34 protein-coding genes and 1 tRNA gene are annotated in these 25,676 nt (G+C 66.0%); 20 read left to right on the top strand and 15 right to left on the bottom strand.

Annotated features, from left to right (window positions below):
- Nucleotides 1-105 precede the first annotated feature (105 nt).
- The gene (locus AC07UW_RS17010; protein WP_495212492.1) at nt 106-1,089 is read right to left on the bottom strand and encodes a tetratricopeptide repeat protein; all 984 of its coding nucleotides are present in this window, start codon (nt 1,087-1,089) and stop codon (nt 106-108) included.
- A gap of 205 nt (nt 1,090-1,294) precedes the next feature.
- Between AC07UW_RS17010 and AC07UW_RS17005 the strand changes: the two genes are divergently transcribed.
- Together AC07UW_RS17005 and AC07UW_RS17000 are read left to right on the top strand one after the other, a co-directional pair.
- The gene (locus AC07UW_RS17005; protein ID WP_134832874.1) at nt 1,295-2,485 is read left to right on the top strand and encodes a glycoside hydrolase family 18 protein; all 1,191 of its coding nucleotides are present in this window, start codon (nt 1,295-1,297) and stop codon (nt 2,483-2,485) included.
- 103 nt (nt 2,486-2,588) lie between these two features.
- The gene (locus tag AC07UW_RS17000; RefSeq protein WP_025876247.1) at nt 2,589-2,981 is read left to right on the top strand and encodes a VOC family protein; all 393 of its coding nucleotides are present in this window, start codon (nt 2,589-2,591) and stop codon (nt 2,979-2,981) included.
- A gap of 25 nt (nt 2,982-3,006) precedes the next feature.
- Here AC07UW_RS17000 and AC07UW_RS16995 read toward each other — a convergent pair whose 3' ends face one another.
- From AC07UW_RS16995 to AC07UW_RS16985, 3 genes are read right to left on the bottom strand one after another with little or no spacing between them, the layout of a single operon-like run.
- Nucleotides 3,007-4,566, bottom strand: coding sequence for a PepSY-associated TM helix domain-containing protein (locus AC07UW_RS16995; RefSeq protein ID WP_218787777.1), 1,560 nt, complete (start codon nt 4,564-4,566; stop codon nt 3,007-3,009).
- Nucleotides 4,567-4,576: 10 nt separating this feature from the next.
- A complete protein-coding gene (locus AC07UW_RS16990; RefSeq protein ID WP_025876252.1) occupies nt 4,577-4,840 on the bottom strand; it encodes a hypothetical protein in 264 nt (87 codons plus the stop codon).
- Nucleotides 4,840-5,136: a hypothetical protein gene (locus AC07UW_RS16985; protein WP_495212491.1), complete on the bottom strand. Its 297-nt coding sequence runs from the start codon at nt 5,134-5,136 to the stop codon at nt 4,840-4,842. Before AC07UW_RS16985 ends, AC07UW_RS16990 begins: the two co-directional genes overlap by 1 nt.
- 419 nt (nt 5,137-5,555) lie before the next feature.
- Between AC07UW_RS16985 and thrS the strand changes: the two genes are divergently transcribed.
- From thrS to AC07UW_RS16930, 11 genes are all read left to right on the top strand, one after another.
- A complete protein-coding gene (thrS, locus tag AC07UW_RS16980; RefSeq protein ID WP_025876257.1) occupies nt 5,556-7,457 on the top strand; it encodes a threonine--tRNA ligase in 1,902 nt (633 codons plus the stop codon).
- A gap of 49 nt (nt 7,458-7,506) precedes the next feature.
- On the top strand, nt 7,507-8,049 hold the full coding sequence (infC, locus tag AC07UW_RS16975) for a translation initiation factor IF-3 (RefSeq protein WP_025876259.1): 543 nt from the start codon (nt 7,507-7,509) through the stop codon (nt 8,047-8,049).
- A gap of 273 nt (nt 8,050-8,322) precedes the next feature.
- Nucleotides 8,323-8,520: a 50S ribosomal protein L35 gene (gene rpmI / locus AC07UW_RS16970; protein ID WP_002811096.1), complete on the top strand. Its 198-nt coding sequence runs from the start codon at nt 8,323-8,325 to the stop codon at nt 8,518-8,520.
- A gap of 10 nt (nt 8,521-8,530) precedes the next feature.
- A complete protein-coding gene (gene rplT, locus AC07UW_RS16965) occupies nt 8,531-8,890 on the top strand; it encodes a 50S ribosomal protein L20 (RefSeq protein ID WP_005410435.1) in 360 nt (119 codons plus the stop codon).
- 194 nt (nt 8,891-9,084) lie between these two features.
- A complete protein-coding gene (gene pheS / locus AC07UW_RS16960; RefSeq protein ID WP_089236281.1) occupies nt 9,085-10,080 on the top strand; it encodes a phenylalanine--tRNA ligase subunit alpha in 996 nt (331 codons plus the stop codon).
- Between the two features lie 85 nt (nt 10,081-10,165).
- Nucleotides 10,166-12,547, top strand: a complete 2,382-nt coding sequence (gene pheT / locus AC07UW_RS16955; RefSeq protein WP_495212490.1) for a phenylalanine--tRNA ligase subunit beta — start codon at nt 10,166-10,168, stop codon at nt 12,545-12,547.
- A 27-nt stretch (nt 12,548-12,574) separates the two neighbouring features.
- On the top strand, nt 12,575-12,874 hold the full coding sequence (locus AC07UW_RS16950; protein ID WP_005410432.1) for an integration host factor subunit alpha: 300 nt from the start codon (nt 12,575-12,577) through the stop codon (nt 12,872-12,874).
- On the top strand, nt 12,855-13,211 hold the full coding sequence (locus AC07UW_RS16945) for a MerR family transcriptional regulator (RefSeq protein ID WP_005410431.1): 357 nt from the start codon (nt 12,855-12,857) through the stop codon (nt 13,209-13,211). Before AC07UW_RS16950 ends, AC07UW_RS16945 begins: the two co-directional genes overlap by 20 nt.
- A 67-nt stretch (nt 13,212-13,278) precedes the next feature.
- Nucleotides 13,279-13,355 (top strand) — tRNA-Pro (locus AC07UW_RS16940).
- A gap of 118 nt (nt 13,356-13,473) precedes the next feature.
- Nucleotides 13,474-13,677, top strand: a complete 204-nt coding sequence (locus AC07UW_RS16935) for a hypothetical protein (protein WP_025876303.1) — start codon at nt 13,474-13,476, stop codon at nt 13,675-13,677.
- On the top strand, nt 13,671-14,012 hold the full coding sequence (locus AC07UW_RS16930) for a low molecular weight protein tyrosine phosphatase family protein (RefSeq protein ID WP_495212489.1): 342 nt from the start codon (nt 13,671-13,673) through the stop codon (nt 14,010-14,012). Before AC07UW_RS16935 ends, AC07UW_RS16930 begins: the two co-directional genes overlap by 7 nt.
- Here the strand turns inward: AC07UW_RS16930 and AC07UW_RS16925 are convergent.
- The 3 genes from AC07UW_RS16925 to AC07UW_RS16915 are packed head-to-tail and all read right to left on the bottom strand — an operon-like array spanning nt 13,982 to nt 15,350.
- On the bottom strand, nt 13,982-14,431 hold the full coding sequence (locus AC07UW_RS16925) for a GNAT family N-acetyltransferase (RefSeq protein WP_025876305.1): 450 nt from the start codon (nt 14,429-14,431) through the stop codon (nt 13,982-13,984). The genes AC07UW_RS16930 and AC07UW_RS16925 overlap by 31 nt on opposite strands.
- Nucleotides 14,428-14,781, bottom strand: coding sequence for a DUF6713 family protein (locus AC07UW_RS16920; protein WP_495212488.1), 354 nt, complete (start codon nt 14,779-14,781; stop codon nt 14,428-14,430). Before AC07UW_RS16920 ends, AC07UW_RS16925 begins: the two co-directional genes overlap by 4 nt.
- Before the next feature lie 59 nt (nt 14,782-14,840).
- A complete protein-coding gene (locus AC07UW_RS16915) occupies nt 14,841-15,350 on the bottom strand; it encodes a DUF3011 domain-containing protein (RefSeq protein ID WP_088101307.1) in 510 nt (169 codons plus the stop codon).
- Nucleotides 15,351-15,674: 324 nt separating this feature from the next.
- Between AC07UW_RS16915 and AC07UW_RS16910 the strand changes: the two genes are divergently transcribed.
- A complete protein-coding gene (locus AC07UW_RS16910) occupies nt 15,675-15,992 on the top strand; it encodes a hypothetical protein (RefSeq protein WP_279209045.1) in 318 nt (105 codons plus the stop codon).
- A 51-nt stretch (nt 15,993-16,043) separates the two neighbouring features.
- Here AC07UW_RS16910 and AC07UW_RS16905 read toward each other — a convergent pair whose 3' ends face one another.
- Entirely contained in the window at nt 16,044-16,736 is a 693-nt protein-coding gene (locus AC07UW_RS16905) for an aspartate/glutamate racemase family protein (protein ID WP_099784890.1), read from the bottom strand.
- A gap of 137 nt (nt 16,737-16,873) precedes the next feature.
- Between AC07UW_RS16905 and AC07UW_RS16900 the strand changes: the two genes are divergently transcribed.
- From AC07UW_RS16900 to AC07UW_RS16890, 3 genes are all read left to right on the top strand, one after another.
- The gene (locus AC07UW_RS16900) at nt 16,874-17,506 is read left to right on the top strand and encodes a cation efflux transmembrane domain-containing protein (protein ID WP_495212487.1); all 633 of its coding nucleotides are present in this window, start codon (nt 16,874-16,876) and stop codon (nt 17,504-17,506) included.
- 99 nt (nt 17,507-17,605) lie between these two features.
- Entirely contained in the window at nt 17,606-18,247 is a 642-nt protein-coding gene (locus AC07UW_RS16895; protein WP_032978625.1) for a LysE family translocator, read from the top strand.
- Nucleotides 18,248-18,351: 104 nt separating this feature from the next.
- A complete protein-coding gene (locus tag AC07UW_RS16890; RefSeq protein ID WP_025876319.1) occupies nt 18,352-18,525 on the top strand; it encodes a DUF1328 domain-containing protein in 174 nt (57 codons plus the stop codon).
- A gap of 25 nt (nt 18,526-18,550) precedes the next feature.
- On the opposite strand, the gene AC07UW_RS16885 is transcribed toward AC07UW_RS16890, so the two are convergent.
- The 5 genes from AC07UW_RS16885 to AC07UW_RS16865 form a co-directional block, all read right to left on the bottom strand.
- A complete protein-coding gene (locus AC07UW_RS16885) occupies nt 18,551-18,883 on the bottom strand; it encodes an SMR family transporter (RefSeq protein ID WP_089236273.1) in 333 nt (110 codons plus the stop codon).
- Nucleotides 18,884-18,896: 13 nt separating this feature from the next.
- Nucleotides 18,897-19,469, bottom strand: coding sequence for a TetR/AcrR family transcriptional regulator (locus AC07UW_RS16880; protein WP_495212486.1), 573 nt, complete (start codon nt 19,467-19,469; stop codon nt 18,897-18,899).
- Nucleotides 19,470-19,545: 76 nt separating this feature from the next.
- On the bottom strand, nt 19,546-20,301 hold the full coding sequence (locus AC07UW_RS16875) for a transporter (RefSeq protein WP_495212485.1): 756 nt from the start codon (nt 20,299-20,301) through the stop codon (nt 19,546-19,548).
- 70 nt (nt 20,302-20,371) lie between these two features.
- Entirely contained in the window at nt 20,372-20,605 is a 234-nt protein-coding gene (locus AC07UW_RS16870) for a DUF1653 domain-containing protein (RefSeq protein ID WP_025876328.1), read from the bottom strand.
- An 11-nt stretch (nt 20,606-20,616) separates the two neighbouring features.
- Nucleotides 20,617-20,880, bottom strand: a complete 264-nt coding sequence (locus AC07UW_RS16865; protein ID WP_033831612.1) for a hypothetical protein — start codon at nt 20,878-20,880, stop codon at nt 20,617-20,619.
- 415 nt (nt 20,881-21,295) lie between these two features.
- On the opposite strand from AC07UW_RS16865, the gene AC07UW_RS16860 reads away from it, so the two are divergent.
- The 3 genes from AC07UW_RS16860 to AC07UW_RS16850 all read left to right on the top strand — a co-directional run bounded on the left by AC07UW_RS16860 (nt 21,296) and on the right by AC07UW_RS16850 (nt 22,574).
- The gene (locus AC07UW_RS16860; protein ID WP_495212484.1) at nt 21,296-21,502 is read left to right on the top strand and encodes a hypothetical protein; all 207 of its coding nucleotides are present in this window, start codon (nt 21,296-21,298) and stop codon (nt 21,500-21,502) included.
- A gap of 130 nt (nt 21,503-21,632) precedes the next feature.
- Nucleotides 21,633-22,196 (top strand): DUF3011 domain-containing protein, encoded by a 564-nt coding sequence (locus tag AC07UW_RS16855; RefSeq protein WP_495212530.1) that lies wholly within the window; start codon nt 21,633-21,635, stop codon nt 22,194-22,196.
- 174 nt (nt 22,197-22,370) lie between these two features.
- Nucleotides 22,371-22,574 carry a hypothetical protein gene (locus AC07UW_RS16850; RefSeq protein ID WP_032978640.1) on the top strand — a complete coding sequence of 68 codons (204 nt, stop codon included), beginning with the start codon at nt 22,371-22,373 and terminating at the stop codon, nt 22,572-22,574.
- Between the two features lie 70 nt (nt 22,575-22,644).
- Here the strand turns inward: AC07UW_RS16850 and dxs are convergent, their stop codons facing one another.
- Together dxs and AC07UW_RS16840 are read right to left on the bottom strand one after the other, a co-directional pair.
- Nucleotides 22,645-24,552, bottom strand: coding sequence for a 1-deoxy-D-xylulose-5-phosphate synthase (dxs, locus tag AC07UW_RS16845; protein WP_495212483.1), 1,908 nt, complete (start codon nt 24,550-24,552; stop codon nt 22,645-22,647).
- A 105-nt stretch (nt 24,553-24,657) separates the two neighbouring features.
- Nucleotides 24,658-25,323, bottom strand: coding sequence for an HNH endonuclease (locus AC07UW_RS16840; RefSeq protein WP_025876340.1), 666 nt, complete (start codon nt 25,321-25,323; stop codon nt 24,658-24,660).
- Nucleotides 25,324-25,676 lie beyond the last annotated feature (353 nt).

The raw sequence follows: 25,676 nt of genomic DNA, 5'->3' as shown, positions 1-25,676 counted from the left end.
CCATCGAAAGGAGTGCCGATTCGGCCAGAGGGCTGGCTGAAGTGCAGGAAGGACGCCTGAAGAATTCTGAAGGCCTTGTACCGCAAGGCCTGCAGCGCCCTGTCGTCATGCGTCCGCTTGTTCGTGACCCAGCCACCACACCTGGCCCGGCTGCGGATCCTGCTGCGGGTGCTCACGGTGTTCGATCGCATCGAGCGTGCGCCCGGTGCCTGCCGCAGCCCAGGCCGACATCAGTTTTTCGACCGCAGGGCGGCCCTGTGCGGCAATACCGAGATTGCGCTCGCGCACCCAGCCGCCGTCATCCTCGTGGCTGTCGTCATCGTGCTGGTGAGGTGCCCCATAGCTGCAGCGCAGGCACAGGTGACGTACCGAATGGGTCCAGTCTTCGACCAGGCCGATGCCGGGCAACGTCATTGCGCGCAGCGCGGCGATGTCGTCCTGCGAACCGCATTGCACGAACACGGCGTAGGTCGCCATGTCCGACTGCTGCAGGCGCTGCATGGCATTGAACACCGGTACTTCGCGCTCGCCGTAGGTCCGGCGCCCGGTGGAGGCGCCGTCGTGCAGCACGATGTCGCCGAAGCGGAACCCGCTCTCCGCAAGCGGCACGTTTTCCAGCCGCGCGCGTACCGGATCGAGCCGGCGCATGTACACGGTCTCGCCGTTGGACCACGGATTCAGGCGAACACAGGCAACACCGAAATTGCCGTTGATCGGGCCTTCGCCCTCGGGGAGGGTGATGCCGCAGCGGGTCCATTGCCGGCGCGCCTCGGCCCAATCGCCGGCGCCGGTGGCGGCAATTCCCGCATTCCACGCGGTCGCCTCATCGACTTCATCGCGCAGCTGCTCGGAGCGGAGATTGTCCTGCAGCGACAACGCCCACTCGCGCAGGTACTTGTGTGCCAGCCCGCGCATGTAGTGCAGGTGGGGGATGTCGGGTGTCCATTCGACAAGCTGGCCGAACAGCATTGCTGCGTCAGCCAGGTCGCCCGCATCAAAGGCCGCATAGGCGCGGGCCTCCAGCGCCTGCAGCTTTTCGAGGGTTTCGTCGTCCAGCAGTTCGCCGTCTGCGTCGTGGTCTGTGGTCATGTCCGTGTGCCAGTGAAGATCCAGCGCCACCTTAGCTCAGGCAGGTCGTGTGTTGTCCTGCAGCGAAGTGCTTTCGACGTTGTGCAGCCACGACCGTGTCAGCTTCCAGCGGCACGCCACTGTCCAGCGGACGACATGCACGGACATCCGCACCACGGGCCGATCTGTTTGCTAACGTGGCGGCGCCTTCGACCCGGGAGTTTCCATGTTCCGCCAGACCTTGGCCGTACTTGCAGTGCTGATCGCCGGCACCCTGCCCATTGCCGCGCAGGCGCAACCGGCGCAACCGCCGATCTTCGGTGCGTACTATCCCGGCGGTTCCGCCGAGCGCTATCCGGTATCGAGCATCCCGGCCGAACGACTCACCCATCTGTTCTATGCGTTTTCCACCATCGAGGACGGACGCTGTGCGATCGGTGCCGAGGCGCCAGCCAACTTCGCCGCGTTGGCCGAGCTCAAGCGCAGGCATCCGCATCTGCGCACGTTGATTTCGATCGGGGGCTGGGGCGCGGGCGGATTCTCCGATGCGGCGCTGACCGAGACCAGCCGCAGGCGCCTGGTCGATTCGTGCATGGCGTTGTTCTTCGAGCGCCATGCCGGCAGCTTCGATGGCGTGGACATCGACTGGGAGTTCCCCGTCAGCGGTGGCCCGAAGGAACTGGCGCACCGCCCGCAGGACCGTGCCAACCTGACCAAGCTTGCGCAGGCCTTCCGGCTGGCGCTGGATGCCCGCGGCAGAAAGGCGGGGCAGCCGATGCTGCTGACCGCCGCGCTGGCCGCTGGCCGTCTGCAGACCGATGGGCCATACGACCCCGCCGCCAGCTACGATCTGCCCGCGTTGGCCAAGGTGTTCGATTTCATCAACCTGATGAGCTACGACATGGGCACCGGCTTCTCGGCGGTGTCGACTTTCAATGCACCGCTGCATGAAGTGCCAGCCGACCCGCTGGCGCCGGAGCTGCGGCGCTGGAACAACGTGGCCGGTGCCGTGCAGTACTACCGCGAGCATGGCGTGCCGGCGGCCAAGCTGGTGCTGGGCGTGCCGTTCTACGGGCGCGGCTTCAAGGTCACCGGCGAGTCGGCGGACGGCCTGTACCAGGCCTACAGCGCGCCGGCCGATGCCGGTGACTGGCGGGTGATCAAGGCGCGCTATCTCGACCAGCCGGGTTGGACGAAGCATTGGCAGCCGCAGGCGCAGAGCCCGTGGCTGTACAACCCGGCGCAGAAGATCTTCATCAGCTACGAGGATCCGCGCTCCATCGGCCTGCGTGCGCAGTTCGCGCGCGAGCAGGGCCTGGCCGGTGTCTTCATGTGGGAGCTGACCGGTGACGATGAGCAGGCCAGCCTGCTCAACGCCATGCTCGCTCCGTGGCAGAAGGCCCGCGTCGGCGACTGACCGGTTCGACATCTCCGGACCGGGGCTGGTACGGCGGTGACGGGCAAACGCTGTGGCCTGAAACCGCACATCGGCGCCATGTACGCAGCGCTAAGCTGCGTGCATGATCATCATCGACCGCCTGGACCATCTGGTGCTTACCGTTGCCGACATCGAGCGCAGCTGCGACTTCTACCAGCGCGTGCTGGGCATGCAGGTCGTGCGCTTCGGCGCCGGCCGCGTCGCCCTGCAGTTCGGCCAGCAGAAGATCAACCTGCACCCGGCCAGCGCGCCGTTGCAGCCCCACGCGCTGCTGCCGACCCGTGGCAGCGCCGATCTGTGCCTGATCACCCCGCTGGGCGTACAGGCGGTGCTGGCCCACCTGCAGGCCCAGCAGGTGACGATTGAAGAAGGACCGGTGCCGCGTACCGGAGCGCTTGGGCCGATCGAGTCGGTGTACTTCCGTGATCCGGATGGGAACCTGATCGAAGTGGCCCGCTACGTGGAAGCCATGTAAACCCGCGTGCTGCGAGCGGGCTTGGTCAGTTCGCCCACACGCTGTTGGGGTCACCGTTGCGGGCCCGGCGCTGGCTCGCATACGCCAAGCGCGCAAAGCCAAACGCCATCGCCAGTGCCATCGCATCGATCCAGAACAACGGCCAGTGGCCGCGTGCGGCGGCCAACCACAGCCAGTCACCGTTGAGGGCGCCGTGCGCCAGCGGCACCAGCGCGGTGCTGATCGCCGCAGCCCACAGCAGTTCGCGCGCCGCCTGTGCCGGGCGGCGCAGGGCTGCCCACAGCGCACAAGCCGCCCAGGTCACGAAGCAGGCCCAGCGGATGCCGTGATCGACCTGGGCAGGCGCTGCCCGCTCCAGCACCAGCGCGGCCACGAAGGCCACCGAGATCGCCACGCACAGGCCGATGCAGACGCCCACCGTGGCCCGCGCCATGTTGACGGCCGCGCGCGACTGCTGCGGCTGACGGCGCTTGCGACGCGACTCGATCCACAGCAGGTTGCCCGAATAGAACAGGAAGGCGCCGCCGAGGCCCAGCAGGAAGTACAGCCAGACCACCACGCCGTTGCCGAACTCGCCGAAATGCAGGGCGTAGGCGGCACTGAGCGTGGCGTGATTGGCATCGCGCTGGCCAGGCAGCTGGCTGGCCAGCACGCGGCCGCTTTCGACATCCAGCGCGACAGCGCCGAGCGGGCCAAGCGTACCGCTGGCCTCGCCGGTGATTTCGATGGTCGCGTTGGCATCACCGCCATTGGCCAGTTTCAGGTAGGCCGGTTCGAAGTTGGCCACGCCCTGCGCGCGGGCCACTTCCAGCGCCCGCGCGTGCAGTTCGCGCAGGCTGCCCGGTGCGGCAGGGATGCCACTGGCTTCGCGCAGCGGCGCGGTATCCATCGCCGTCGGTACCGCCTGCAGCGCCTTGCCGTCGTAGATCAGGGGATCGAGTACCGCCATCTGCATGAACACCAGGCAGAGCAGGGCGCCGGTCACCGCGAACATCAGGTGGAACGGCAGGCTGAGCACGCCGATCACGTTGTGCGCGTCCTGCCACTGCTGCTTGAGATTGCGGCCCGGGCGCAGCGCGAACAGATCGCCCAGCAGCTTGGGCAGATGGATCACCAGCCCGCTGAGCAGGGCCATGCCATACAGCAGGCTGACGATGCCCATCACGTAGATCCCGGCCACCGGCAGGCCCAGGCTGTAATGCAGTTCGTTGACCAGTTCGGCCAGCCCGGTCTGCGGTGGCGTCGGACTGCCGCCGGTCTGTCCCGGCCATGCATAGCGCCAGCTGCCGTCTTCGGCCTGCCAGTAGGCCAGCGGCTGCGGATGATCGGCGCCCGGGAAGGTCATGCCGACGTGGCGACGCGCTTCCGCATGCGTGGCCAGCACGTCGTCGAGCAGGTACTGGGCGTCATCCAGGCCGGCCGGCAATGCGGTTGCCGCGCCAGGCGTCTGCCACAGCGGGAGGTCATGGTGGAACAGGGTCAGTGCGCCGGCATAGAACGCCACGAACAGCCCGAAGCCGGCGACCAGGCCGACCCAGGTGTGCAGGGTGGTGAACGTGCGCAGGGTCTGTGAACTGAATTTCATGCGGTCGATCTCATTGCACTGCGCCGGCCAGGCGCAGCAGGCCGAGTACGGCGAAGCCAAGGGCCGCGCAACCGGCCAGGGTCAGCCAGGCGCGCAACGGGCTGCGGAAACTGAAGGCCCACAGCGCGGCCAGCATCCACAACGGGACGAACGCGATCAGGCTCGGCACCAGGGCCTTCTGCCAGGGCCCCGGCGGCAGCCATGCGACCAGGCCGGTCGCCGCAGCGGCAAGGAAGAAGCCGGCGAAGATGCCGGCCAGTGCGCGCGACCACATCAGCGCAGCTCCACATCGGGGCGGTGCCACGCGGCCAGTGCCGGCAGCAGCATGGCGGCCAGCATCCAGGTGCACAGCATCGCCACCAGGCCGGCGGCAAAGCCCAGTTCGGCCATCCACAGCCACAGCGCAGCGACGGCAGCGACCAGGCCGATCTGCCGGCCCAGGCGCCCGGCACGGCGCAGGCGTGGCCAGCGGCAGTGCGGGGAGGCGGCATAGAAGGCCAGCGCGGAGAACATCGCCGACAGCATGCCGAGGCTGCAGAAGCCCAGGGTCGACAGGCCAACGGTGATCATCGGGGGCTCCGGGCCCGGCATATGGCCGGTGAACGCGGGGCACGGGCGGGACCGGCAGGCGCCGGTCGGGGCGGGTGGCGCATTGCAGGATCCTGGGGGGAAGCGGGCAGGCCGGCACGGGGCGGGCTGCGCGGACATGGTAATCATTGCGTTTTCACGCCGCCAGCCAGCGCCATTCAGGCACCGCTTGGGCTTTGTCCGCCGCTGGTTTAAGATCACGGGCAACCACATCCTGGAACCAAGGTGGCCCGCGCACTGCGCCGGCCGAGCGTGCGACATGAGCACTACCAGCGCCCACTGTTGACCTGCCCCGAAGGCCCTGCATTCCAGGCGCCCTCGCGGCGCTTTTTTATTGCCCGGACGACAGCCCGGGAGCGCTTTCCAGCCCGCTACGGCGGGCCCCGCATGAAGCCATTGCAATGATCACGATTACCCTTCCCGACGGCAGCCGCCGCGAATTCGAAAACCCCGTCAGCGTCATGGACGTCGCCCAGTCGATCGGCGCCGGCCTGGCCAAGGCCACCATCGCCGGTTCGGTGGATGGCGTGCTGGTCGATGCCAGTGACGTCATCGACCACGACGCGTCCCTGCGCATCATCACCGCCAAGGACGAGGAGGGCGTGGAAATCATCCGCCACTCCAGCGCCCACCTGGTCGGCCACGCGGTCAAGCAGCTCTATCCGGACGTGAAGATGGTGATCGGCCCGGTGATCGCCGAGGGCTTCTACTACGACATCTACTCCGAGCGCCCGTTCACCCCCGAAGACATGGCGGCGATCGAAAAGCGCATGGGCGAGCTGATCGCGCAGGACTACGACGTCATCAAGAAAGTGACGCCGCGCGCGGAAGTCATCGAGATCTTCAAGGCCCGTGGCGAGGACTACAAGCTGCGCCTGATCGAGGACATGTCGCCTGACATCCAGGCGATGGGCATGTACTACCACCAGGAATACGTGGATATGTGCCGCGGCCCGCACGTGCCGAACACGCGCTTCCTGAAGGCCTTCAAGCTGACCCGCATTTCCGGCGCCTATTGGCGCGGCGACGCGCAGAACGAGCAGCTGCAGCGCGTCTACGGCACCGCCTGGGCCGACAAGAAGCAGCTCGATGCGTACATCAAGCGCATCGAAGAAGCGGAGATGCGCGACCACCGTCGCATCGGCAAGCAGCAGGACCTGTTCCACCTGCAGGAAGAGGCCCCGGGCCTGGTGTTCTGGCACCCGAAGGGCTGGGCGCTGTGGCAGGTGGTCGAGCAGTACATGCGCAAGGTGTACCGCAGCACCGGCTACGGCGAAGTGCGCTGCCCGCAGATCCTGGACGTGTCGCTGTGGCAGAAATCGGGCCACTGGGACAACTACCAGGACGCGATGTTCTTCACCGAGTCGGAGAAGCGTACTTACGCGCTGAAGCCGATGAACTGCCCGGGTCACGTGCAGGTGTTCAACCAGGGGCTGCACAGCTACCGCGATCTGCCGATCCGCTACGGTGAGTTTGGCGCCTGCCACCGCAACGAGCCCTCCGGCGCGCTGCACGGCATCCTGCGCGTGCGTGGCTTCACCCAGGACGACGGTCACGTGTTCTGCACCGAAGACCAGGTCGAGGCGGAAGTGACCGCGTTCCACCAGCAGGCGCTGGCGGTGTACCAGCACTTCGGCTTCGAGGAGATCCAGGTCAAGATCGCGCTGCGCCCCGAATCGCGCCTGGGCGATGACGCCACCTGGGACAAGGCAGAGGGCGCGCTGCGCTCGGCGCTGTCCAGCTGCGGGGTGGAATGGCAGGAGCTGCCGGGCGAGGGCGCCTTCTATGGCCCGAAGATCGAGTACCACCTGAAGGACGCCATCGGCCGCACCTGGCAGCTGGGCACCATGCAGGTCGATTTCATGATGCCTGGCCGTCTGGGCGCTGAATACGTGGACGAAAACAGCCAGAAGAAGCATCCGGTGATGCTGCACCGGGCCATCGTCGGCTCGATGGAGCGTTTCCTGGGCATCCTGATCGAGCACCATGCCGGCCAGTTCCCGGCCTGGCTGGCGCCGACCCAGGTGGTGGTGGCCAATATCACCGATGCGCAGGCTGAATACGTCTCTGCGGTGACCAAAAGCCTTGCGGATCAAGGCTTCCGCGTCAGCGCCGATTTGCGTAACGAGAAGATCGGCTATAAGATTCGCGAGCACACGCTGCAGCGCGTGCCGTACCTGCTGGTCATTGGTGACCGCGAGAAGGAAAACGGCGCTGTGGCGGTGCGTACGCGTTCTGGCGAAGATCTCGGCAGCATGAGCCTCCAGGCTTTCACCGAGCGGCTCCAGGCCGAGGGCGCGTAAACAAAGGTCCGGCCCGTGCGCATTGGCGCCCGGGCCGGGTTCGACACCCTTGGGAGATCGCAATATCAGTACCCCTGACAACAAACAGAACCGCAAGAATCAGGAAATCCGTGTGCCGCGCGTCCGCGTGATCGGCAGTGACGGAGAAATGATCGGCGTGTTGACGCGAGACGAAGCGTTGTCCATGGCCGAAGATGAAGGCCTGGACCTGGTCGAGATCCAGCCGCAGGCCGACCCGCCGGTGTGCAAGATCATGGACTTCGGCAAGTTCAAGTTCGAAGCCCAGAAGAAGGCCAGCGAGGCCAAGAAGAAGACCAAGCAGGTCGAGATCAAGGAAGTGAAGTTCCGTCCGGTCACGGACGAGGGCGACTACCAGATCAAGCTGCGCAAGATGCGCGGTTTCCTTGAAGAAGGCGACAAGATCAAGGTCAACATCCGTTTCCGTGGCCGTGAAATGAGCCACCAGGAACTGGGCCGCGAGATGGCTGGCCGGATCGAAGCCGATCTGGGCGAAGACATCGTCATCGAATCCCGTCCGCGCCTGGAAGGGCGTCAGATGGTGATGATGATCGCGCCGAAGAAGAAGACCTGAGGCCTGACGGGCTGCCTCGCGGGGCGCCTGGCGGCTGAATGGATCAAGGTGAAGGGGCGCCGCTGGCGTCCTTTTGCTTTTCCGGGGCGGACAGGGCCGGTCTCGGTGTGAAAACGGTGTGGGGGCTGGTTACAGGGCGGATTTGCCTGTATCATGCCCGGCTCGACCCACCCAGGACGGGTCGTACGCCGATCATGGCAGGACGGAAAGAGCGGCCCAGGCCGCCGCCAGATCAGTCAGAAACCAGGGTCATATCCCATCAAGGACATTGCAATGCCCAAGATCAAGACCAACCGGGCAGCGGCCAAGCGTTTCCGCAAGACCGCCTCGGGCAAGTACAAGTGCGGCCACGCCAACCGTAGCCACATCCTCACGAAGAAAGCGACCAAGCGTAAGCGTAACCTGCGTCAGACGAATCACGTCCGCGCAGAAGACGCAGGCCGTCTGGACCGCATGCTTCCCTACCTCTGAGGACTGATACATGGCACGAGTAAAGCGTGGCGTACAGGCGCGTCGCCGCCACAAGAAAATCCTTGATCTGGCGAAGGGCTACTACAATGCCCGTCGCAAGGTCTTCCGCGTCGCCAAGCAGGCGGTCATCAAGGCACAGCAGTACGCCTACATCGGCCGTAAGCAGAAGAAGCGCAACTTCCGTTCGCTGTGGATCACCCGCATCAACGCGGCTGCCCGCATCAACGGCCTGAGCTACAGCCGTTTCATGAACGGCCTGCTGAAGGCTGGCATCACCCTGGACCGCAAGGTTCTGGCTGACATCGCCGTGCACGACGCAGCTGGCTTTGCTGCACTGGCCGAAAAGGCCAAGGGCGCACTGGCGGCATAAGTCCTTCCCGATGCCGTTGCCGTTCACGGAGAACGGTGTCAGGTAGAGGCAATGCATGGGGAAGGGCGCAAGTCCTTCCCCATTCTTTTTTGTGCCGGGCGCAGCCGTGCAGACGGCGGGCGACCGGCAAGCGGTTGCGACGGCGCGGCCCTTCGCGCATCGCGATGGCAGACCGACTGGAGTTCCGGCTACCCATGAGCGACATCCAATCCCTCACTTCCCAGGCGCTGGCCGACGTGGCCGCCGCGCAGAGCCCGGACGCGCTGGAGCAGCTGCGCGTGGCCCTGCTTGGCAAGAGCGGCAGCATCACCTCGCAGCTCAAGCAGCTCGGTGCGCTGCCGGCCGACGAACGCAAGGCGGCCGGTGAGGCCATCAACCAGGCCCGCGACGCGCTGAGCAGCGCGCTGGGCGAACGCAAGGCGGTGCTGGAAGATGCTGCGCTCGATGCGCGGCTGGCGGCCGAGGCGATCGACATCACGCTGCCGGGCCGCAGTGGCGAACGCGCCGGCCTGCACCCGATCACCCGCACCCTCGAGCGCATCACCGGCATCTTCGGCCGGCTGGGCTATGAGTTGTCCGAAGGGCCGGAGATCGAGGACGACTGGCACAACTTCGAGGCGCTGAACTTCCCGCCGCACCATCCGGCGCGCGCCATGCATGACACCTTCTACTTCGGTGACGGCCGGCTGCTGCGCACGCATACCTCCGGTGTGCAGGTGCGCTACATGGGCGAACACCAGCCGCCGCTGCGCATGATCGCCGCCGGCAAGGTCTATCGCAGCGACAGCGACCAGACCCATTCGCCGATGTTCCACCAGGTCGAAGGCCTGCTGGTCGACGAGCACTCGACCTTCGCCGACCTGAAGGGCACGTTGTCCGAGTTCGTGCGCGCGTTCTTCGAGCGTGATTTCGAGATGCGTTTCCGCCCCAGCTACTTCCCCTTCGTCGAACCCGGCGCGGAAGTGGACATCGCCTGGCAGCAACCCGATGGCAGCACCCGCTGGCTGGAAGTGCTCGGCTGCGGCATGGTCCACCCGAACGTGCTGCGCAACGTCGGCATCGATCCTGAGCGCTACACCGGATTTGCCTTCGGCCTGGGCGTGGAGCGTTTTGCGATGCTGCGCTACGGCGTCAACGACCTGCGCGCGTTCTTCGAGAACGACGTGCGGTTCCTGAAGCAGTTCGCGTAAGCCATAACCAGTAGAGCCGGGCCATGCCCGGCTGCACTTGAATCCGAAGCCCAGGCGCATGCGCCGGGCCCACCAGGGTGACCCCATGAAATTCTCCGAAAACTGGCTGCGCAGCCACGTCCCGACCACTGCCTCGCGCGACGAGCTCAGCGCGGTGCTGACCGCCATCGGCCTGGAGGTGGAAGACGTGACCGCGCTTGGCGATGGCCTGCAGCATGTGGTCGTCGCGCGTATCGTCGAAGCCGAACGCCATCCCGAAGCCGACCGCCTGCAGGTGTGCAAGGTCGATGCGGGACAGGCTGAGCTGCTGCAGATCGTCTGTGGTGCGCCGAATGCACGGCCGGGCCTGGTCGCGCCGCTGGCGATGGTCGGTGCGCAGATCGGTGAGTTGAAGATCAAGCCGGCCAAGCTGCGCGGTGTCGAATCCAACGGCATGCTGTGCTCGGCCAAGGAGCTGGGCCTGGACAACGATGCCTCCGGTTTGCTGGAACTGCCGGACGAGGCGCCGGTCGGCCAGTCCCTGGTGGAGTACCTCGGCCTGCCGGATGCCAGCATCGAGATCAAGCTGACCCCCAACCGCGCCGACTGCTTCAGCATCCGCGGCATCGCCTATGACGTCGCCGCAGCGACGCGCAGCGAGGTACTGGATTTCATCGCAGCGCCGATCGCTGCCCAGAGCAGCCGCGAGCTGGCAATCCAGCTCGATGCCGGTGCCGAAGCGCCGCGGTATCTGGGTCGTGTCATCGAAGGAGTCAACGCCGCGGCGAAGACCCCGTTGTGGATGGCCGAGCGCCTGCGCCGCAGCGGCGTGCGCCCGGTATCGCTGCTGGTCGACATCACCCAGTACGTGATGCTCGAGCTGGGCCAGCCGATGCACGCCTACGATCTCGGCACCCTGCAGGGCACGATCAGTGTGCGTCGTTCGCGCGCAGGCGAAAGCCTTAAGCTGCTGGATGGCCGTGATGCTGCGCTGGACGACAGCTTCCTGGTGGTCACCGACGCTGATCGCGCGGTCGGCCTGGCCGGCCTGATGGGCGGCTTCGATACGCGCGTCACCGATGCCACCACCGCCGTGTTCCTGGAAGCGGCGCACTTCGCGCCGGCCGCGATCATGGGCCGCGGCCGCAAGCTGGGCCTGCACACCGATGCGGGCCACCGCTTCGAGCGTGGCGTCGACCCGGCGCTGCCGCGTACTGCCATCGAATACGCCACCCGCCTGGTGCTGGACCTGGCCGGCGGTACCCCCGCACCGGTTACCGAAGCGGTACGGGAGGCCGACCTGCCGCAGCCGGCGACGATCCTGCTGCGCCGCGCGCGCATCACCCGCGTGCTGGGCATCACCATCGAAGGCGCCGAAGTCGAGCGCATCCTGCGCGCGCTGGGCATGCAGGTGGTGGACGCTGGCGAAGGCTGGCAGGTCACCGCGCCGAGCCGCCGCTTCGACATCGCCATCGAAGAAGACCTGATCGAGGAGCTGGCCCGGATCCACGGTTATGAGCAGATCCCGACCACGCTGCCGGGTGGCGCATCGCGTGTCGCGATGCCGTCCGAGACCCAGCTGGATGCGCTGAGCGTGCGCCGCCAGCTGATCGCACGCGATCTGCAGGAAACCGTCAATTTCGCCTTCGTCGACGATGGCCTGCTGGGCCAGTGGCAGCTGCGCGAGGATCTGGTGCCGCTGGCCAACCCGCTGTCGGCCGAACTGGCGGTGATGCGCCCGTCGCTGCTGCCGGGCCTGGTCGCCACGCTGGGCCGCAACGCCGCCCGCCAGCTCGGCCGGGTGCGCCTGTTCGAGCTTGGCCGGGTGTTCGCGCAGCAGGCCGGAGATGGCCAGCCGGCGCCGCTGGAAACCCCGCGCGTGGCCGCTGCGGTCTGCGGTGAAGCGCAGGCGGTGCAGTGGGGCTTGCCGACCCGCAAGGTCGATTTCCATGACCTGAAGGGCGACCTGGAATCGCTGGCCGCGGCCAGTGGCGCGGTCCTGGAGTTCCGCCCATCCTCGCGTGCCTACGGCCATCCGGTGCGTTCGGCCGAGGTGTTCCGCGACGGCCTGGCCATCGGCTGGATCGGCCAGATCCACCCGCGCCTGGCCAAGGCGATGGACATCGACGTGGACGTATACGCCTTCGAGCTGGATCTGGAAGCGCTGTCGGCCCGTGCGCTGCCGCGCGCCGGTGAACTGTCGCGCTACCCGGCAGTGCGCCGCGACCTGGCCTTCCTGGTGCCTGAACAGGTGGCCTGGAGTGACCTGGCCGCGACCATCCGCCAGGCTGCCGGTCCGCTGCTGCGCGAGCTGAACCTGTTCGATCGCTATGTCGGCCAGGGCGTCGAGCCGGGATTCAAGAGTCTCGCTATGGGCTTGATTTTGCAGGACAAGTCGCGCACTCTGACGGACCGCGACGTGGAAGCGGTAGTGGCCGAGGCGGTCACTGCCATCGAGCGTGAACACCACGCCCGGATCCGCGGCTGAGCGGGCAGCACTCGGGGGTAGCAGGCAATGGCATTGACCAAGGCGGAGATGGCGGAAAAGCTGTTCGACGAAGTCGGTCTGAACAAGCGGGAAGCCAAGGAATTCGTCGACGCGTTCTTCGATGTGCTGCGTGAAGCATTGGAACAGGGACGTCAGGTGAAGCTGTCGGGCTTTGGCAATTTCGACCTGCGGCGCAAGAACCAGCGCCCGGGTCGCAACCCCAAGACCGGCGAGGAAATTCCGATTTCCGCCCGTACGGTGGTTACCTTCCGTCCGGGCCAGAAGCTCAAGGAGAGGGTGGAAGCTTATGCTGGATCCGGGCAGTAACCGCGAACTTCCGCCGATTCCGGCCAAGCGCTACTTCACCATTGGTGAAGTCAGCGAACTGTGCGACGTCAAGCCGCACGTGCTGCGCTACTGGGAAACCGAGTTTCCCAGTCTCGAGCCGGCCAAGCGCCGTGGCAACCGTCGTTACTACCAGCGCCACGACGTGCTGATGGTGCGGCAGATCCGCAGCCTGCTGTACGAACAGGGCTACACCATCGGTGGCGCGCGCCTGCGCCTGGATGGTCCGGATGCGCGCGAGGAATCGGCCTTGAGCAACCAGATCATCAAGCAGGTGCGGATGGAACTGGAAGAAGTGCTGCAACTGCTGCGTCGCTGACCCATTTCCGCCGTAATCCGCTATACTTCACGGCCCGCCGCACTGGCGGGCACATCGCAGCATCAGTCGGGGCGTAGCGCAGCCTGGTAGCGCATCTGCCTGGGGGGCAGAGGGTCGTCGGTTCGAATCCGGCCGTCCCGACCACTGTGATGTAACAGACAAGCCTGCGCAGCGATGCGTGGGCTTTTTTGTTGCGGCGTTGTATCCTGCGCGCACTCGTACTACCGCGGCTGCTGAACCCGGTACTCACGAGAACACGATCATGGAAACGCAAAGGAACCGCGCCTGGAGGCGCTCGCAGTCGCGCCACCACGCTGGCGACCACACGGCAGCACCGTCGATCTTCAAGCCGGAAAAGAACTGGAAGCTGATGTATACGCGCGGCGACAAGCTGCTGCGGGCGCGCCAGCTGGGTTTCACCTATCCAGTCCTCAGCCCGCGGCAACTGCTGGACCAGGAATGTTGAACCTGTTGTTTGTCTGCAGTCGCAACCAGCTGCGCAGCCCCACCGCTGAAGCGATGTGGCAGCGCCGGCGAGGTATCAGTGCGCGCTCGGCAGGCACCAGCCCGCATGCGCGCCGGCCCATCAGCCCAGCGGACATCCGCTGGGCTGATGTCATCTTCGTGATGGAGCCCAAGCACCAGCATCGGCTGCAGGCGAATTTTGCCCGCCTGCTTGAACACACGCCGCTGCACTGCCTGGATATCCCCGACGACTATCGCTGCATGGATCCGGCGCTGATGGCGCTGCTGGAAGCGAAGGTCGCGCCTTACCTCACATCGTCAGTAGCGAAGCGGTAGATCAACTCCGGATCGCCTTCGTCGAGGCCGTGCACGATGCCGCACTGCTGGAAACCAGCGGCTGCCAGCAGCCGCTGCATGTTGGCGTTGGATTGGTTGGTGGAGGTGAAAAGCCTGGCACCTGCGCTGCACGACGTGGCATGCAGAAGCAGCGCGCTGCCGACGCCGTGTCCGCGCAGTGGCGCGGCGACCATCAGCATCTCGATGAAGGCTTCACCGAAGAAGTGCCGGTGCTGGACCCGGTAGCCGGCCAGCGTGTCGTCGAGTTCGGCGACGTGCATGTGGCCATCCGCCAGCCATTGGCCGATCTGCACGGCACGCCGTGGGTCATCGGCCGCAACGCTGTCCAGGGCGATCAGTGCCGGAAGATCCGTGCACACGGCCGCGCGTATCCGAACTGCTGGAGCCCCCACGTTCATCGCCGACGGCTGCGCAGCAGCAAACCGCTGCCGCTGAGCAGGCAGGCCAGAAGCGTGAGCAGCGACAGCGGCAGGTGGAACTCACCACGACCGGCCGCAGCAAAGCCTGCATGGATGAGGGCTGTGCCGATACCCAGCGCGCCGCACAGCAGCGCGTAGCGGCGCGCAGAGCCCAGGCCGAGCACGACCTGACGGTAACCGTGCAGCAGTACGCCGATGGCAAGCAGATTGAAAAGCAGGAATCCCTGGATGCTGCCGGGCACCTGGAACATCCGCCACTCCTGCCAGAACGCGGCATCGATCTGATGCAGCAGCAAGGACATCATCGTTGCCAGGTACCAGCGTTCCATGCGGTGTTTCCTGCTGCGGGAGCTTCATTCTAGCGATGATGGGCCCGCAGCCATCGCACTCAGTAGACGCGGAATTCGGCGCGGCAGCCGTCGCTGACCCATACACCGCGTCGGTCCCAGCCCCAGTTGCGGTCCTCGGTGCAGGGGGTGACCGATTTCTGCTTGACCAGCCGCACGTCATGACGGACGCGGATGCGGCACTGTTTCTCCTTGTTTTCGTAGGATTCGCAGACCAGGCGCTCGCCATCGCGATCACGGTCACGCCCACGCCCGGGCCAGCGGCCACGCCCGCGTTCTTCGGCGACAAATTCGGCGCGGCAGCCGTCGGTAACCCACAGCATGCCGCGGCGCTGTCCCCAGTTGTCATCTTCAACGCATCGCGTCACCGACAGCTGCCGCGCCAGTCGCGCGCGTCCTTCGAACGGGCACTGCTGGGTCTTGTTGAAGTGCGATTCGCAGGTCGTGCGCGGTGACGATTCGCTGTCGTAATCCTGTGCCGAGACGGTCGTTGCGGCCAGCAGCAGGGCAAGTGCAGAGCCGCCCAAGGGCAGTAGCAGGCGAAGGCTCATTGAAACCTCGGTTTGGGGATGGGACGCAAGAATGGCGCACGTATGGCGCTCTGCGACGACTGCGGGCTGCGCTGGCTCAGGACGGATTTATAAGTGTGCGACGGCGCATGCAGGGCGTTACATCCCGTATCATCCCGGGCACATCCGATTGCATCGGTTTACAGTTTTTTACACGTTCCAGCGCTTTCGGACGCGGCCTTCGGGCATCGCCCGTGGCCGCTGGCGCGGGTGCGGACAAGGATGTGCGGACCACGACGACCACAGGGGGTTGCGTTGATCAGCAGTATCGTCATTCATCGGTCGGCCGGCACAGGCGCGGCCGACGTGCAGGTCCTGGACACGACGTTCAAGGGCAAGCGTGTTTTTGTTGCGTGGGGCCTGCGTGGCCTGGAACTGACCCGCGAAGCCGAGCCGGAAGATACGGTTGCGGCCCGCGATGCCTTGCGGCGGGTTTCCCGCCAGGCCGACGGGCCGCGCAGCAGCGAGATTTTCATTGCCAGCCAATCGGGCGTGGCCATCAGTGTCTACCGGATGCTGACCGAAGCCCGCAGCGGCGACGCTGTGTTCTTCCTGTGCGATTCGCCACCGGTGGTGGAATGGCTGGTTGCTTCGCTGGAAGTGCAACCCGAATCGCCTGCGTGACCGGACGCCTGACCGTGCAGTCGAGCCTGTTCGACTGCACCCCGCCGTGGGTTACGCCAACGCTGCGTCCACTGCCGCGCGCGCATGCAGGGTCGTGGTGTCGAACAGCGGCACCGGGCTGTCTTCGGCGCGTACCAGCAGCATGATCTCGGTACAGCCGAGGATGATCGCCTGGGCACCGCGGGCAACGAGGCGCTCAATCACTTCGACGTACACCTGCCGTGATCGCTCGTTGACCACCCCGGCGATCAGCTCCTCGTAGATGATCGCGTGCACCTCGCGGCGGTCATCGGCCTCCGGAACCAGTACGTCCAGGCCGAAGCGCTCGCTCAGGCGGCCACGGTAGAAGTCTTCCTCCATGGTGAAGGCGGTGCCGAGCAGGCCGACACGCTGCAGACCGGCCTGCACGATCGCCGTGGCAGTCGGGTCGGCGATATGCAGCAAGGGCAGCGGGCAGGCCGCCTCGATCTCAGCAACGAGCTTGTGCATGGTGTTGGTGCAGATCAGCAGCAGGTCGGCGCCACCGGCCTGCAGCCGCTGTGCGGCATCGACCATCTCGTTGCCCAGGGCATTCCAGTCGCCGTCGTGCTGCAGCTGCTTGATGCGGGCGAAATCCAGCGACCACATCAGCAACTGCGCCGAATGCGCGCCGCCCAGCCGCGCGCGTACCTCTTCGTTGATGAGGCGGTAGTACTGCGCCGAACTCTCCCAGCTCATGCCACCGATCAGGCCAAGCGTCTTCATGCGTGTCTCCGTGCCGGGGAAGCGCCATTGCAGCACAACATGGGCCAGGACGTGCAATTGTGGGTGGACCCGTCGCAGCAGCTGCCGACGGGCCTGATCGGCGTGATAATGGGGTACGACAGGCAGAGGGCAGGGCGATGGGCGAATGCTGTGGCTGCGGCAAGACGCTGGATGTGGCAGCCATGCAGGCGCGCCACCGGCGCGTGCTGTGGATCGTCCTGCTGATCAACCTGGCGACGTTCCTGATGATGGTCGGCGCGTCGTGGTACAGCCACTCGTCGTCGTTGCTGTCCGGTGCGCTGGACAACCTGGGCGACGCGACGACCTACCTTCTGAGCCTGCTGGTGGTGGGTGCCGGCGTGGCGGCCAAGGCGCGGGTTGCGTTGTTCAAGGGCGTGCTGATCCTGGCTGCGGCCGTGGCAGTGGCGGCACAGATCGGATGGCGGCTGGCGCATCCGCAGGTCCCCCTGTTCGAAAGCATGGGCCTGGCCGCGCTGTTGAACCTTGCTGCCAACGGTTTCTGCCTGTGGCTGCTGACGCCGTATCGCAATGATGACGTGAACCTGGCATCGGCCTGGGAATGCGCACGCAACGATATCTTCGAGGGCGTTTCGGTGGTGCTGGCGGCGGGGCTGGTGGCGCTGTTCGGTGCCGGTTGGCCGGACCTGCTGGTCGCCATCGCGCTGCTGGTCGTGTTCCTGCGCTCGGCGCTGCGGGTGCTGCGCATCGCGATGACCGAGCTGCGCGCATCGCGCATTGCCACCGGCTGAGCCGCACCGGCTGTAACCGTCGAATCGACCCCGGACTGTACATGGTGGTGACAGCCGCTGCGCACTATCCTTGCAGGGATTATTACGGTGGATGAAGTGATGGCCCTGCATACCTGGTGGTGGTTCCTGGCGACAGTCTTCGTGCTGTGTGGCACGCCGGGCCCGAACATGCTGCACATCCTGGGGCGCAGCGTCGGCCTGGGCTTCCGTCGCAGCGTGCCGGCCATGGCCGGTTGTCTGCTGGCGATGCTGCTGGTGCTTGCGGCGTCCGCAGCCGGCCTGAGCGCGGTACTGCGCTCGTCGCCGATGCTGTTCGATGTGCTGCGTTACCTGGGTGTGGCCTACCTGGCCTGGCTGGGCATCAAGGCGTGGCGGGACAGCTACCGGCAGGCGCCGGTGGCGACAGACGTCGATGCAGCAGCGCTGGCGCCGGTGCACGGTGCCTGGGCAGTGTTCCGTGGTGGCCTGCTGGTGGGGTTGAGCAATCCCAAGCTGCTGCTGTTCGCCGCCGCGTTCCTGCCGCAGTTCGTCGACCCCGCGCGTGGCCAGGCCGTGCAGTACACGGTGCTGGTGGCGACCTTCGCCACCTGCGAACTGTTCTGGTACGTGATGTATGCCGCAGGCGGGCATGGGCTGCGCCGTTGGCTGGCAAAGCCATTTGCGCAACGCTGGTTCGAACGCCTGGTCGGCAGCGTGTTCCTCGCCTTCGCGGTGGCGCTGCTGCGCTTCCGGCCGCGCTGAGCGGGTTCGTTTCACGCCGCGCCTGCGACCTGTTCACGCGTGTGGCATCGCGGCGTACCTAACCTGATCCCACCTTCAGTATTCCCGCCAGGGAGAGGATCAACATGATCAAGTGGGCCATCATTTTCGCCATCATCGGCCTGATCGCCGGTGCGCTGGGTTTTGGCGGCATCGCCGGCGCTGCGGTGGGTATCGCCAAGTTCCTGTTCTGGGCCGGCATCATCATTGCCGTCGTGCTGTTCGTGCTTGGCATGACCGTCGCCAAGAAGGTCGCCTAGCCCGGGTGTTCGTGCAGCAGCGCGTTCAATGCGCGCTGCTGTGCGAGAACAGGTTGATGACCAGCACGCCGGCACAGATCAGGCCGATACCGATCAGCGCCGGAGCGTCGAGGCGCTGCTTGAACACCAGCAGTCCGATCAGCGAAATCAGCACGATGCCGACGCCGGACCAGATGGCATAGGCAATGCCGGTGGGGATCGACTTCATCGTCAGCGACAGCAGGTAGAAGCACACACCGTAACCGGCGAGCGCGCCCAGTGTGGGGCCGAGGCGGGTCATGCCTTCCGATGCCTTGAGCAGGGAGGTGGCGATCACTTCCAGCACGATCGCGCCGGCCAGGTAGAAATAGGGGTTCATTGCAGTCTCCCGTTCATGCCGGTTCGCATAGTTTCAGTGCTTCCAGGGCCATGGCCTGGGCGTTCTGGCGTTCGTGCTCGTCCAGAGGCCGTCCATAGGCGGTGGCCCAGTAGCCATCGGCAACGCAACGCGCGGCATACAGGCGCGGATCGCAGGCTTCACCCGGGAACTCGGCCAGCATGCCGCGCATCCACGTGCGCCAGTAGACCAGCAGTGCCGGCTCCAGCATGTTGCCCATGGTGAGCCCGATGTCGTTGACCTGTTCCTGCTGCAGCAGATGTTCGAAATTCACCTGCACATAGGCACGGCTGAAGCCGCCATGGCGGGGCGGAGACTGCCGCAGCACCTCGCGCACCCTGTCCTCGAAGTCGGCGATGAGCGAAGTCAGCGTCGCCTCGATCAGGTCCTGCTTGCTGCTGAAGTGATGGAACAGCGCGCCCTTGCTGACACCGGCCGCGTCGGCGACGTCCTGCACGGTGAGGGCCGCCAGCCCATTCTGGCCGAGGGTATGGGCGGTCGCGTGCAGCAGTGCCTGGCGCACGCTGTCGGGCGCCTTGCGGCGGGAGCGGGGAAGGGATTCTGGCATGGGAAACGAAACCGACTGGACGGTTTGATTGTAGCGCGAGGGCGATGCGCCCGGCGCGCACGATCAGGTCTTGAGCTCACTGCAGATAGAACGCGATGCCGGTGCCGAGCTGCAGGTCGGGGCTGTTGCGATTGAGGCCGAGGTCGAACGAGGCGTCCAGCTGCACGTTCGGCCGCAGCATCCAGGTCAGCCCTGCGCCGGCGATGGCCTGGTCGGGTTGCTGGTTGGCGTGGGTGAAACCGGCTTCGAGATAGGTGCCAAGCCGCTCGGTCACGCTCAACGAGAGGCTGGGCGACCAGGTGGTGCTGCGCTGGCCGGCGCCACGCTGATGACTGCCATACAGCGCGCCGCTCCAGCGGTCGTTGAAGCTGTGCTCGACGCTGGCGGCCAGCGCGTACTGGCGGCCGTCGCTGAAGGCTGCATCGCCACGCGCGATCACCCCGCTGGCCAGCAGCGCCCAGGCCGTGCGCTCGGTGCTGCCGGGACCTGCCCACTTCACTCCGACGGTGCTGTTGCCGGCGCCGCGTTGCTGCGCGCGCTGCATGTCCGGGCCACGTTCTCGCTGACGCTGCCATGGCGTGGACGCCAACTGCAGTTCCCAGCCCGGAGCCAGCCCGGTGCGCAGCAGCAGGTCGCTGGACAGCGTCGTCGTGCGCAGGCCGTCGCGATCACGCTCACGTTGATAGCTGGGCAGGCCCAGTTCGACGGCAAGGCCGCCACGCGGCACCGTGTCGGTGCCGAAGCCGATGCCGGGACGATCGAAGCTGGGAGGTTCCGCGCCCAGCACCGGGGTGCTGGCCAGCGACAGGGCGATCAACAGGGTGTGGCGCATGCGGGTTCCGTCTCGCAGGGGGTCTTCAGCATGCCCGGCGATACCGTGCGCGCGGCGTGAGCCGCACCGCTCAGTCGCTGATGCGGGCGAAACGTGCCTGCGGGCCGTGCTCGCCGGGCACCTGCTCAATGAACATCGCATAGGGCCGCACCCACAGGCCGCCCTCGCCATACAGAGCGCGGTAGAGAACCATCGGCTGCAGCGTCTCACTGCTGCGGACGATGTCGATCACTTCGTACTCGCCACCCTTGAAGTGGCGGTAGCGGCCAGGTGCCAGCGCGGGCAGCGGGGTCAGGTCGGTCATTGGTGGGCCCGTTACCTGCGTGCCGGCGACGCCGGGGTGGCGCAGTAGGCATCGATGGCTTCGGCGGTGTTGGCCAGGCCCTGCGCCTGTGCCAGTTCCCACGGGCGCTCGCAGCGCTGGCTGCGTTCGCACCACTGATAGCCGGCCGAACCGATGCAACCGTGCGCATCGCGATCGCCACCAACCACGGGTGTGGCGGCGTCATGGGTGACTGGTTTTTCCGGGCTGGCACACGCGGCCAGAGCCAGCAGCGGGATCAGCATCAGGACTTTCATGGGCGCGGCTCCGTGCCGTAAACCGACAGTCTGTTCGGTCCCGGCAGCAGCGGCAAGCATCGCTGGCCGATCCTCAACTCAGCGATGCGCGGACCAGTTCCTCGATCAATACCACGTAGCTGGCGGCGAAATAGAACTTCAGCAGCGTCGAACGCTGCAGTGGAAGCGAGGTGCGCATGTGGAAGGGGCCCCTGTTGATGACGGTAGTGTGAAGCGCGGCTGACTTCGTGACAAGGGTCACGGAACGGGTTTCCTAAATGGCCTCAGGGATGTGATGGGGGGCGCTTTCTGAGGCGATGGTGGGGAGTTTTCGGATAAATCCGATAGGTCTTCTCCGGGGCGCTGGCTAGGCTGGTCGGGCATCGGAGATCGGCCTTGCGCCGGTCCCCGTTTTCCAGAACCGCAGGAGCCCATCATGGTCATCACTGTCCAATGCACCGCCCAGCGCTGGGCCGTCCTGGATCCGCAGACACGCGCGACCGAAGTGTTCAGCACCGGTGCGGCCGCCTTCGATGCCGCTGCCTCGCGGGCCAGCGAGCATCACTGCCGTACCGGCCAGCACAGCACCGTGCGCGTGGAAGCGCTGGGCACCGCGGTCGACGCGCTGCACTTCGGCCGCTGAGCCACCGCAGCCGCAGTCAGTTGCGGTTGGGTTGGTTGAATGGGGGAAAAACCGCCGTCGCGGCTCCCTCTGTGCGCCACGCCGGGAATCCCTGATGCTTGCCTCCACCGTATTCACCTGGAGACAAGGGATGGGCAAGGGACTCACTTGGCGCACCGTGGCGTGCACCGTGTTGCCGATGATGGCTGCCGCTGGCGGCGTGCAGGCGCAGAACTATGGCTACGACGATCGCTACGATGATCGTGGTGGCAATGGCATCGTGCGCTGCGAATCGATCAAGAACCGCAGCAACGAGTGCCGGCTGGAAGGGCGTGCACGCATGATCCGCCAGTTGTCCGGCTCCCCCTGTGTGGAAGGTGAGACCTGGGGCCAGTCCCGTTACGGTGTCTGGGTTACCCAGGGCTGCCGTGCCGAATTCGTCGGTGAATACCGGCGGCCGGGCGGTGGCGGCGGTGGTTGGGGTGGCGGTGGTGGCAACGGCTGGGGCGGAAGCCAGTGGGGTGGTGGCGGCCAGGTGATTGCCTGCCATTCCAATGACCGGCGCCAGCAGTACTGCGATACGCAGGTTCGTCGCGGCGTGCGTCTGGTACGACAGGAATCGCGCAGTGCCTGCATCGAAGGCCAGAGCTGGGGCTGGGACCGCCGTGGCATCTGGGTCAGCAATGGCTGCAGGGCCCAGTTCCAGGTGAACTGAGCGGCTGTCGCAATCGGCTCAAGATCAGAAAAATCTGATAGCGATCACACTTCTTTCCTCGTATTGTCGACTCCCGGGACGCCTTGCGCGTCCCGGTTCGCACTGGCCATCCCTGTCGCGCCTGGTGCGGTCATTCTCTCGTCGTCGATACGCTGTTCAAGGAGTGAGCAACGCATGTTGATCCGACTGCAATGTGAGCAGCGCCAATGGCGCGTGCTGCACCCGGACAAGCCGGAGCCGATCGAGTTCCGCGATGGCGTCCGTGCCTTCGATTTCGCCGAAACCCTGGCCCGCCTGCATTTCACCGACACCGGCCAGCGCGCCTCGGTGCGGGTGGAGTCCAGCGGTGCGTTTGTCGAGGCGATCAGCTACGGCTGAGCGCGCCGTTCGCCCGCAGGGACTGCGGCATCCACGCATGGCCTGGCCCCACCAGACCCCTGCAACGCTCTCAGCCCGCCGCGCTCAACGGCGGGTTGCCGGCGGCCAGCTGCGGCCAGCGCTTGAGCAGGGCCGCACGGATGCCGGCCGCATCGATGCCGGCCTCGGCCAGCAGGTCCTCGCGGCTGGCGTGATGCTGGAAGGCATCGGGCAGGCCCAGGTGCAGGATCGGACGCAGCACGTCCTCGGCATTGAGCAGTTCGGCCACGGCCGAACCTGCGCCGCCCGCCACCACGTTGTCTTCGATCGTCACCAGGGCGTCGTGCTGGTTGGCCATCGCCAGCACCAGCTCGCGATCGAGTGGCTTGATGAAACGCATGTTGACCACGCTCAAACCCAGTTCGCGACCCACCTGTTCGGCAGCGGCGACGGTGCTGCCGAAGGCGAGCAGGGCGACGCGGCTGCCCTGCAGGCGCAGCTCGCCCTTGCCGATCGGCAGGGTCGACAGATCGCTGCCGGCATCCACGCCGGTACCGCTGCCGCGCGGGTAGCGCACCGCAGCCGGGCCGGGGTGCTGCAGGCCGGTGCTGAGCATCTGCCGGCACTCGGCTTCGTTGGAGGGGGCCATCACCACCATGTTCGGCACGCAGCGCAGGAAGCTGAGGTCGAGGTTGCCGGCGTGGGTTGCACCATCCGGGCCGACGACGCCGGCGCGATCAATCGCGAACAGCACATCCAGGTCCTGGATGGCCACGTCATGCACCAACTGGTCGTACGCGCGCTGCAGGAAGGTGGAATAGATCGCCACTACCGGCTTGCCGCCCTGGGTGGCCATGCCTGCGGCCAGGGTCACCGCGTGCTGCTCTGCGATGGCTACGTCGAAGTAGCGCTGCGGATATTCCCTGCTGAAGCGCACCAGGCCCGAGCCTTCGCGCATTGCCGGAGTGATGCCATACAGACGCGGCTCGGCCGCGGCGGCGTCACACAACCAGTCGCCAAACACATCGGTATAGGTGGGCTTCTTCGCGCCAGTCTTGGCCACCAGGCCCTTGTCCGGATCGAACGGGCCCACCGCGTGGTAACCGATCTGGTCTCCTTCGGCCGGCTCGTAACCCTTGCCCTTTGTGGTCATCACATGCAGCAGCTTCGGGCCCTTGGAGGCACGCAGCGTCTTCAGCGCGGACAGCAGCGCCGGCAGGTCATGGCCATCGATCGGGCCGGTGTAATGGAAGCCCATCTCCTCGAACATCGTGGACGGCACGAACATGCCCTTCCAGTGTTCTTCCCAGCGCTTCACGAAACGCGCGGGATTGTTCTTCTTGTCGCCGAGGATCTTCTTGCCGCCTTCGCGCAGCGCATTGAGCGTGCGGCTGCCGGTGGCGCGGCCGAGCATCTTGGTCAGCCCTCCCACTGCCTCGGAAATCGACATGTTGTTGTCGTTGAGGATCACCAGCAGGTTCGGTTCCGGTTCCATGCCGCCGGCGTGCATCAGCGCTTCGAAGGCCATGCCGGCGGTCATTGCACCGTCGCCGATCACGGCCACGACCTTGCGATCATCACCTTCGGTCTGGCGCGCGATGGCCATGCCCAGCGCCGCCGAGATCGAGGTCGAGGAGTGGCCGACGCCAAAGGTGTCGTATTCGCTCTCTTCGCGCTTCGGGAACGGCGCGACGCCGTCCTTCTGCTTGACGGTGTGGATCTCGTCGCGGCGACCGGTGAGGATCTTGTGCGGATAGGTCTGGTGGCCGACGTCCCAGACCAGCTGGTCGACCGGGGTCTGGTACAGGTAGTGCAGGGCCACGGTGAGCTCGATCACGCCCAGGCCGGCGGCGAAATGGCCACCGCTTTTGCCGACCGATTCGATCAGGTAGGCACGCAGTTCATCGGCGACCGCCGTCAGTTCGGATTCGTCGAACGTGCGCAGGTCATCCGGTGTCTGGATGCGCGCGAGGCGGGGATAGCGGGCAGAGTCGATCATCATGTTCGCACTTGTTCTGAACGCCCATTTTCGCCCTCAAACGGGGGTGGGGCAAGCAAACGCCGCCGCCCGTGACAGGGCGGTGAGGGTTGCATTCCCGGATGTTCAGGTGCAGAGCTTGGAACGCTTGGGCAGCTGGGCCCTCAGGAATGCCATCTGGTCGGCCAGGATGTTGCGGTTGGACAGGATCAGGTGCTCGATCCAGCTCGGCCGGTACGGCACTGCCAGCAGCGGCATGCCGGCTTGTTGCGGGGTGCGGTCGCTCTTGCGCGAATTGCAGTGGAAGCACGCGGTGACTACGTTTTCCCAGGTATCCAGGCCGCCTTTGGACAAGGGCATGACATGGTCGCGGGTCAGGGTCGGGCGTCCAAACTGCTGGCCGCAGTAAAGGCAGAGGTGGGCGTCACGGGCGAACAGGGCCGGGTTGGTCAGGTTCGGCGTCGGGTCCAGCGCGCGTGAGCGGGCATGGCCGCGCGCGGCGATGATCGGGTGCAGGTCCATCCCGCTCTGCATGCCACTGCGACGATTTGTCCCACCGTGGATGTGCAGGCAGGGGTCGCCGAGCGTCCAGGCAACCGCGTCGCGGGCATAGAGGCAGGCTGCGTCCTGCCAGGTGATCCAATCCAGGACCCGCCCGTGACCATCCAGTGAGAGCAACCGGACCGTGCCGGGGCGATGCAGCGTCGTGGCGTTGGGCGATGCTTCGGCGCCCGGAGCAGAAAACGGAGCTCCGGCTTCGATCAGACCCAAGCGTGTAGTGTCTGTCTCCATCGGGAAAACAGCTTATACCTGAATCATTGCGATTTGGGTATCGCCCGGAGGGCGAAACCCAAATCGCAAGATTCAGGTCCGCGCATTCTTCCTATCCCCCGCGCCTGCCGGCGCGCGCCCTTTAGCAACCCGGCCCGCCGTCGGCGCGCTGGGTTGCCCGCGCATTCTTCCTATTCCCCGCGCCTGTCGGCGCGCCCCCTTTAACAAAAGGGGGCTTTTCTCCAGAGGCATTACGGATGGTTTCCATCCACGCATGGCGTGGATCTACCGGGAAATTGTCGAAGGCGGGGTGGGTCCGGTTGCGGGGGCGTGAGCCGCATGGATGCGGCGACCGAGCTTACATGGACGTACTT

Source organism: Stenotrophomonas sp. GW821-FHT02D01 (assembly GCF_059421765.1).
This window is presented reverse-complemented; position numbering and strand designations above follow the sequence as displayed.

Coding starts and splice junctions, on each gene's coding strand:
- AC07UW_RS17010 (WP_495212492.1), bottom strand. CDS start 1,089: ATGACCACAGACCACGACGCAGACGGCGAACTGCTGGACGACGAAACC.
- AC07UW_RS17005 (WP_134832874.1), top strand. CDS start 1,295: ATGTTCCGCCAGACCTTGGCCGTACTTGCAGTGCTGATCGCCGGCACC.
- AC07UW_RS17000 (WP_025876247.1), top strand. CDS start 2,589: ATGATCATCATCGACCGCCTGGACCATCTGGTGCTTACCGTTGCCGAC.
- AC07UW_RS16995 (WP_218787777.1), bottom strand. CDS start 4,566: ATGAAATTCAGTTCACAGACCCTGCGCACGTTCACCACCCTGCACACC.
- AC07UW_RS16990 (WP_025876252.1), bottom strand. CDS start 4,840: ATGTGGTCGCGCGCACTGGCCGGCATCTTCGCCGGCTTCTTCCTTGCC.
- AC07UW_RS16985 (WP_495212491.1), bottom strand. CDS start 5,136: ATGATCACCGTTGGCCTGTCGACCCTGGGCTTCTGCAGCCTCGGCATG.
- thrS (WP_025876257.1), top strand. CDS start 5,556: ATGATCACGATTACCCTTCCCGACGGCAGCCGCCGCGAATTCGAAAAC.
- rpmI (WP_002811096.1), top strand. CDS start 8,323: ATGCCCAAGATCAAGACCAACCGGGCAGCGGCCAAGCGTTTCCGCAAG.
- rplT (WP_005410435.1), top strand. CDS start 8,531: ATGGCACGAGTAAAGCGTGGCGTACAGGCGCGTCGCCGCCACAAGAAA.
- pheS (WP_089236281.1), top strand. CDS start 9,085: ATGAGCGACATCCAATCCCTCACTTCCCAGGCGCTGGCCGACGTGGCC.
- pheT (WP_495212490.1), top strand. CDS start 10,166: ATGAAATTCTCCGAAAACTGGCTGCGCAGCCACGTCCCGACCACTGCC.
- AC07UW_RS16950 (WP_005410432.1), top strand. CDS start 12,575: ATGGCATTGACCAAGGCGGAGATGGCGGAAAAGCTGTTCGACGAAGTC.
- AC07UW_RS16945 (WP_005410431.1), top strand. CDS start 12,855: ATGCTGGATCCGGGCAGTAACCGCGAACTTCCGCCGATTCCGGCCAAG.
- AC07UW_RS16935 (WP_025876303.1), top strand. CDS start 13,474: ATGGAAACGCAAAGGAACCGCGCCTGGAGGCGCTCGCAGTCGCGCCAC.
- AC07UW_RS16930 (WP_495212489.1), top strand. CDS start 13,671: ATGTTGAACCTGTTGTTTGTCTGCAGTCGCAACCAGCTGCGCAGCCCC.
- AC07UW_RS16925 (WP_025876305.1), bottom strand. CDS start 14,431: ATGAACGTGGGGGCTCCAGCAGTTCGGATACGCGCGGCCGTGTGCACG.
- AC07UW_RS16920 (WP_495212488.1), bottom strand. CDS start 14,781: ATGGAACGCTGGTACCTGGCAACGATGATGTCCTTGCTGCTGCATCAG.
- AC07UW_RS16915 (WP_088101307.1), bottom strand. CDS start 15,350: ATGAGCCTTCGCCTGCTACTGCCCTTGGGCGGCTCTGCACTTGCCCTG.
- AC07UW_RS16905 (WP_099784890.1), bottom strand. CDS start 16,736: ATGAAGACGCTTGGCCTGATCGGTGGCATGAGCTGGGAGAGTTCGGCG.
- AC07UW_RS16900 (WP_495212487.1), top strand. CDS start 16,874: ATGGGCGAATGCTGTGGCTGCGGCAAGACGCTGGATGTGGCAGCCATG.
- AC07UW_RS16895 (WP_032978625.1), top strand. CDS start 17,606: ATGGCCCTGCATACCTGGTGGTGGTTCCTGGCGACAGTCTTCGTGCTG.
- AC07UW_RS16890 (WP_025876319.1), top strand. CDS start 18,352: ATGATCAAGTGGGCCATCATTTTCGCCATCATCGGCCTGATCGCCGGT.
- AC07UW_RS16885 (WP_089236273.1), bottom strand. CDS start 18,883: ATGAACCCCTATTTCTACCTGGCCGGCGCGATCGTGCTGGAAGTGATC.
- AC07UW_RS16880 (WP_495212486.1), bottom strand. CDS start 19,469: ATGCCAGAATCCCTTCCCCGCTCCCGCCGCAAGGCGCCCGACAGCGTG.
- AC07UW_RS16875 (WP_495212485.1), bottom strand. CDS start 20,301: ATGCGCCACACCCTGTTGATCGCCCTGTCGCTGGCCAGCACCCCGGTG.
- AC07UW_RS16870 (WP_025876328.1), bottom strand. CDS start 20,605: ATGACCGACCTGACCCCGCTGCCCGCGCTGGCACCTGGCCGCTACCGC.
- AC07UW_RS16865 (WP_033831612.1), bottom strand. CDS start 20,880: ATGAAAGTCCTGATGCTGATCCCGCTGCTGGCTCTGGCCGCGTGTGCC.
- AC07UW_RS16860 (WP_495212484.1), top strand. CDS start 21,296: ATGGTCATCACTGTCCAATGCACCGCCCAGCGCTGGGCCGTCCTGGAT.
- AC07UW_RS16855 (WP_495212530.1), top strand. CDS start 21,633: ATGGGCAAGGGACTCACTTGGCGCACCGTGGCGTGCACCGTGTTGCCG.
- AC07UW_RS16850 (WP_032978640.1), top strand. CDS start 22,371: ATGTTGATCCGACTGCAATGTGAGCAGCGCCAATGGCGCGTGCTGCAC.
- dxs (WP_495212483.1), bottom strand. CDS start 24,552: ATGATCGACTCTGCCCGCTATCCCCGCCTCGCGCGCATCCAGACACCG.
- AC07UW_RS16840 (WP_025876340.1), bottom strand. CDS start 25,323: ATGGAGACAGACACTACACGCTTGGGTCTGATCGAAGCCGGAGCTCCG.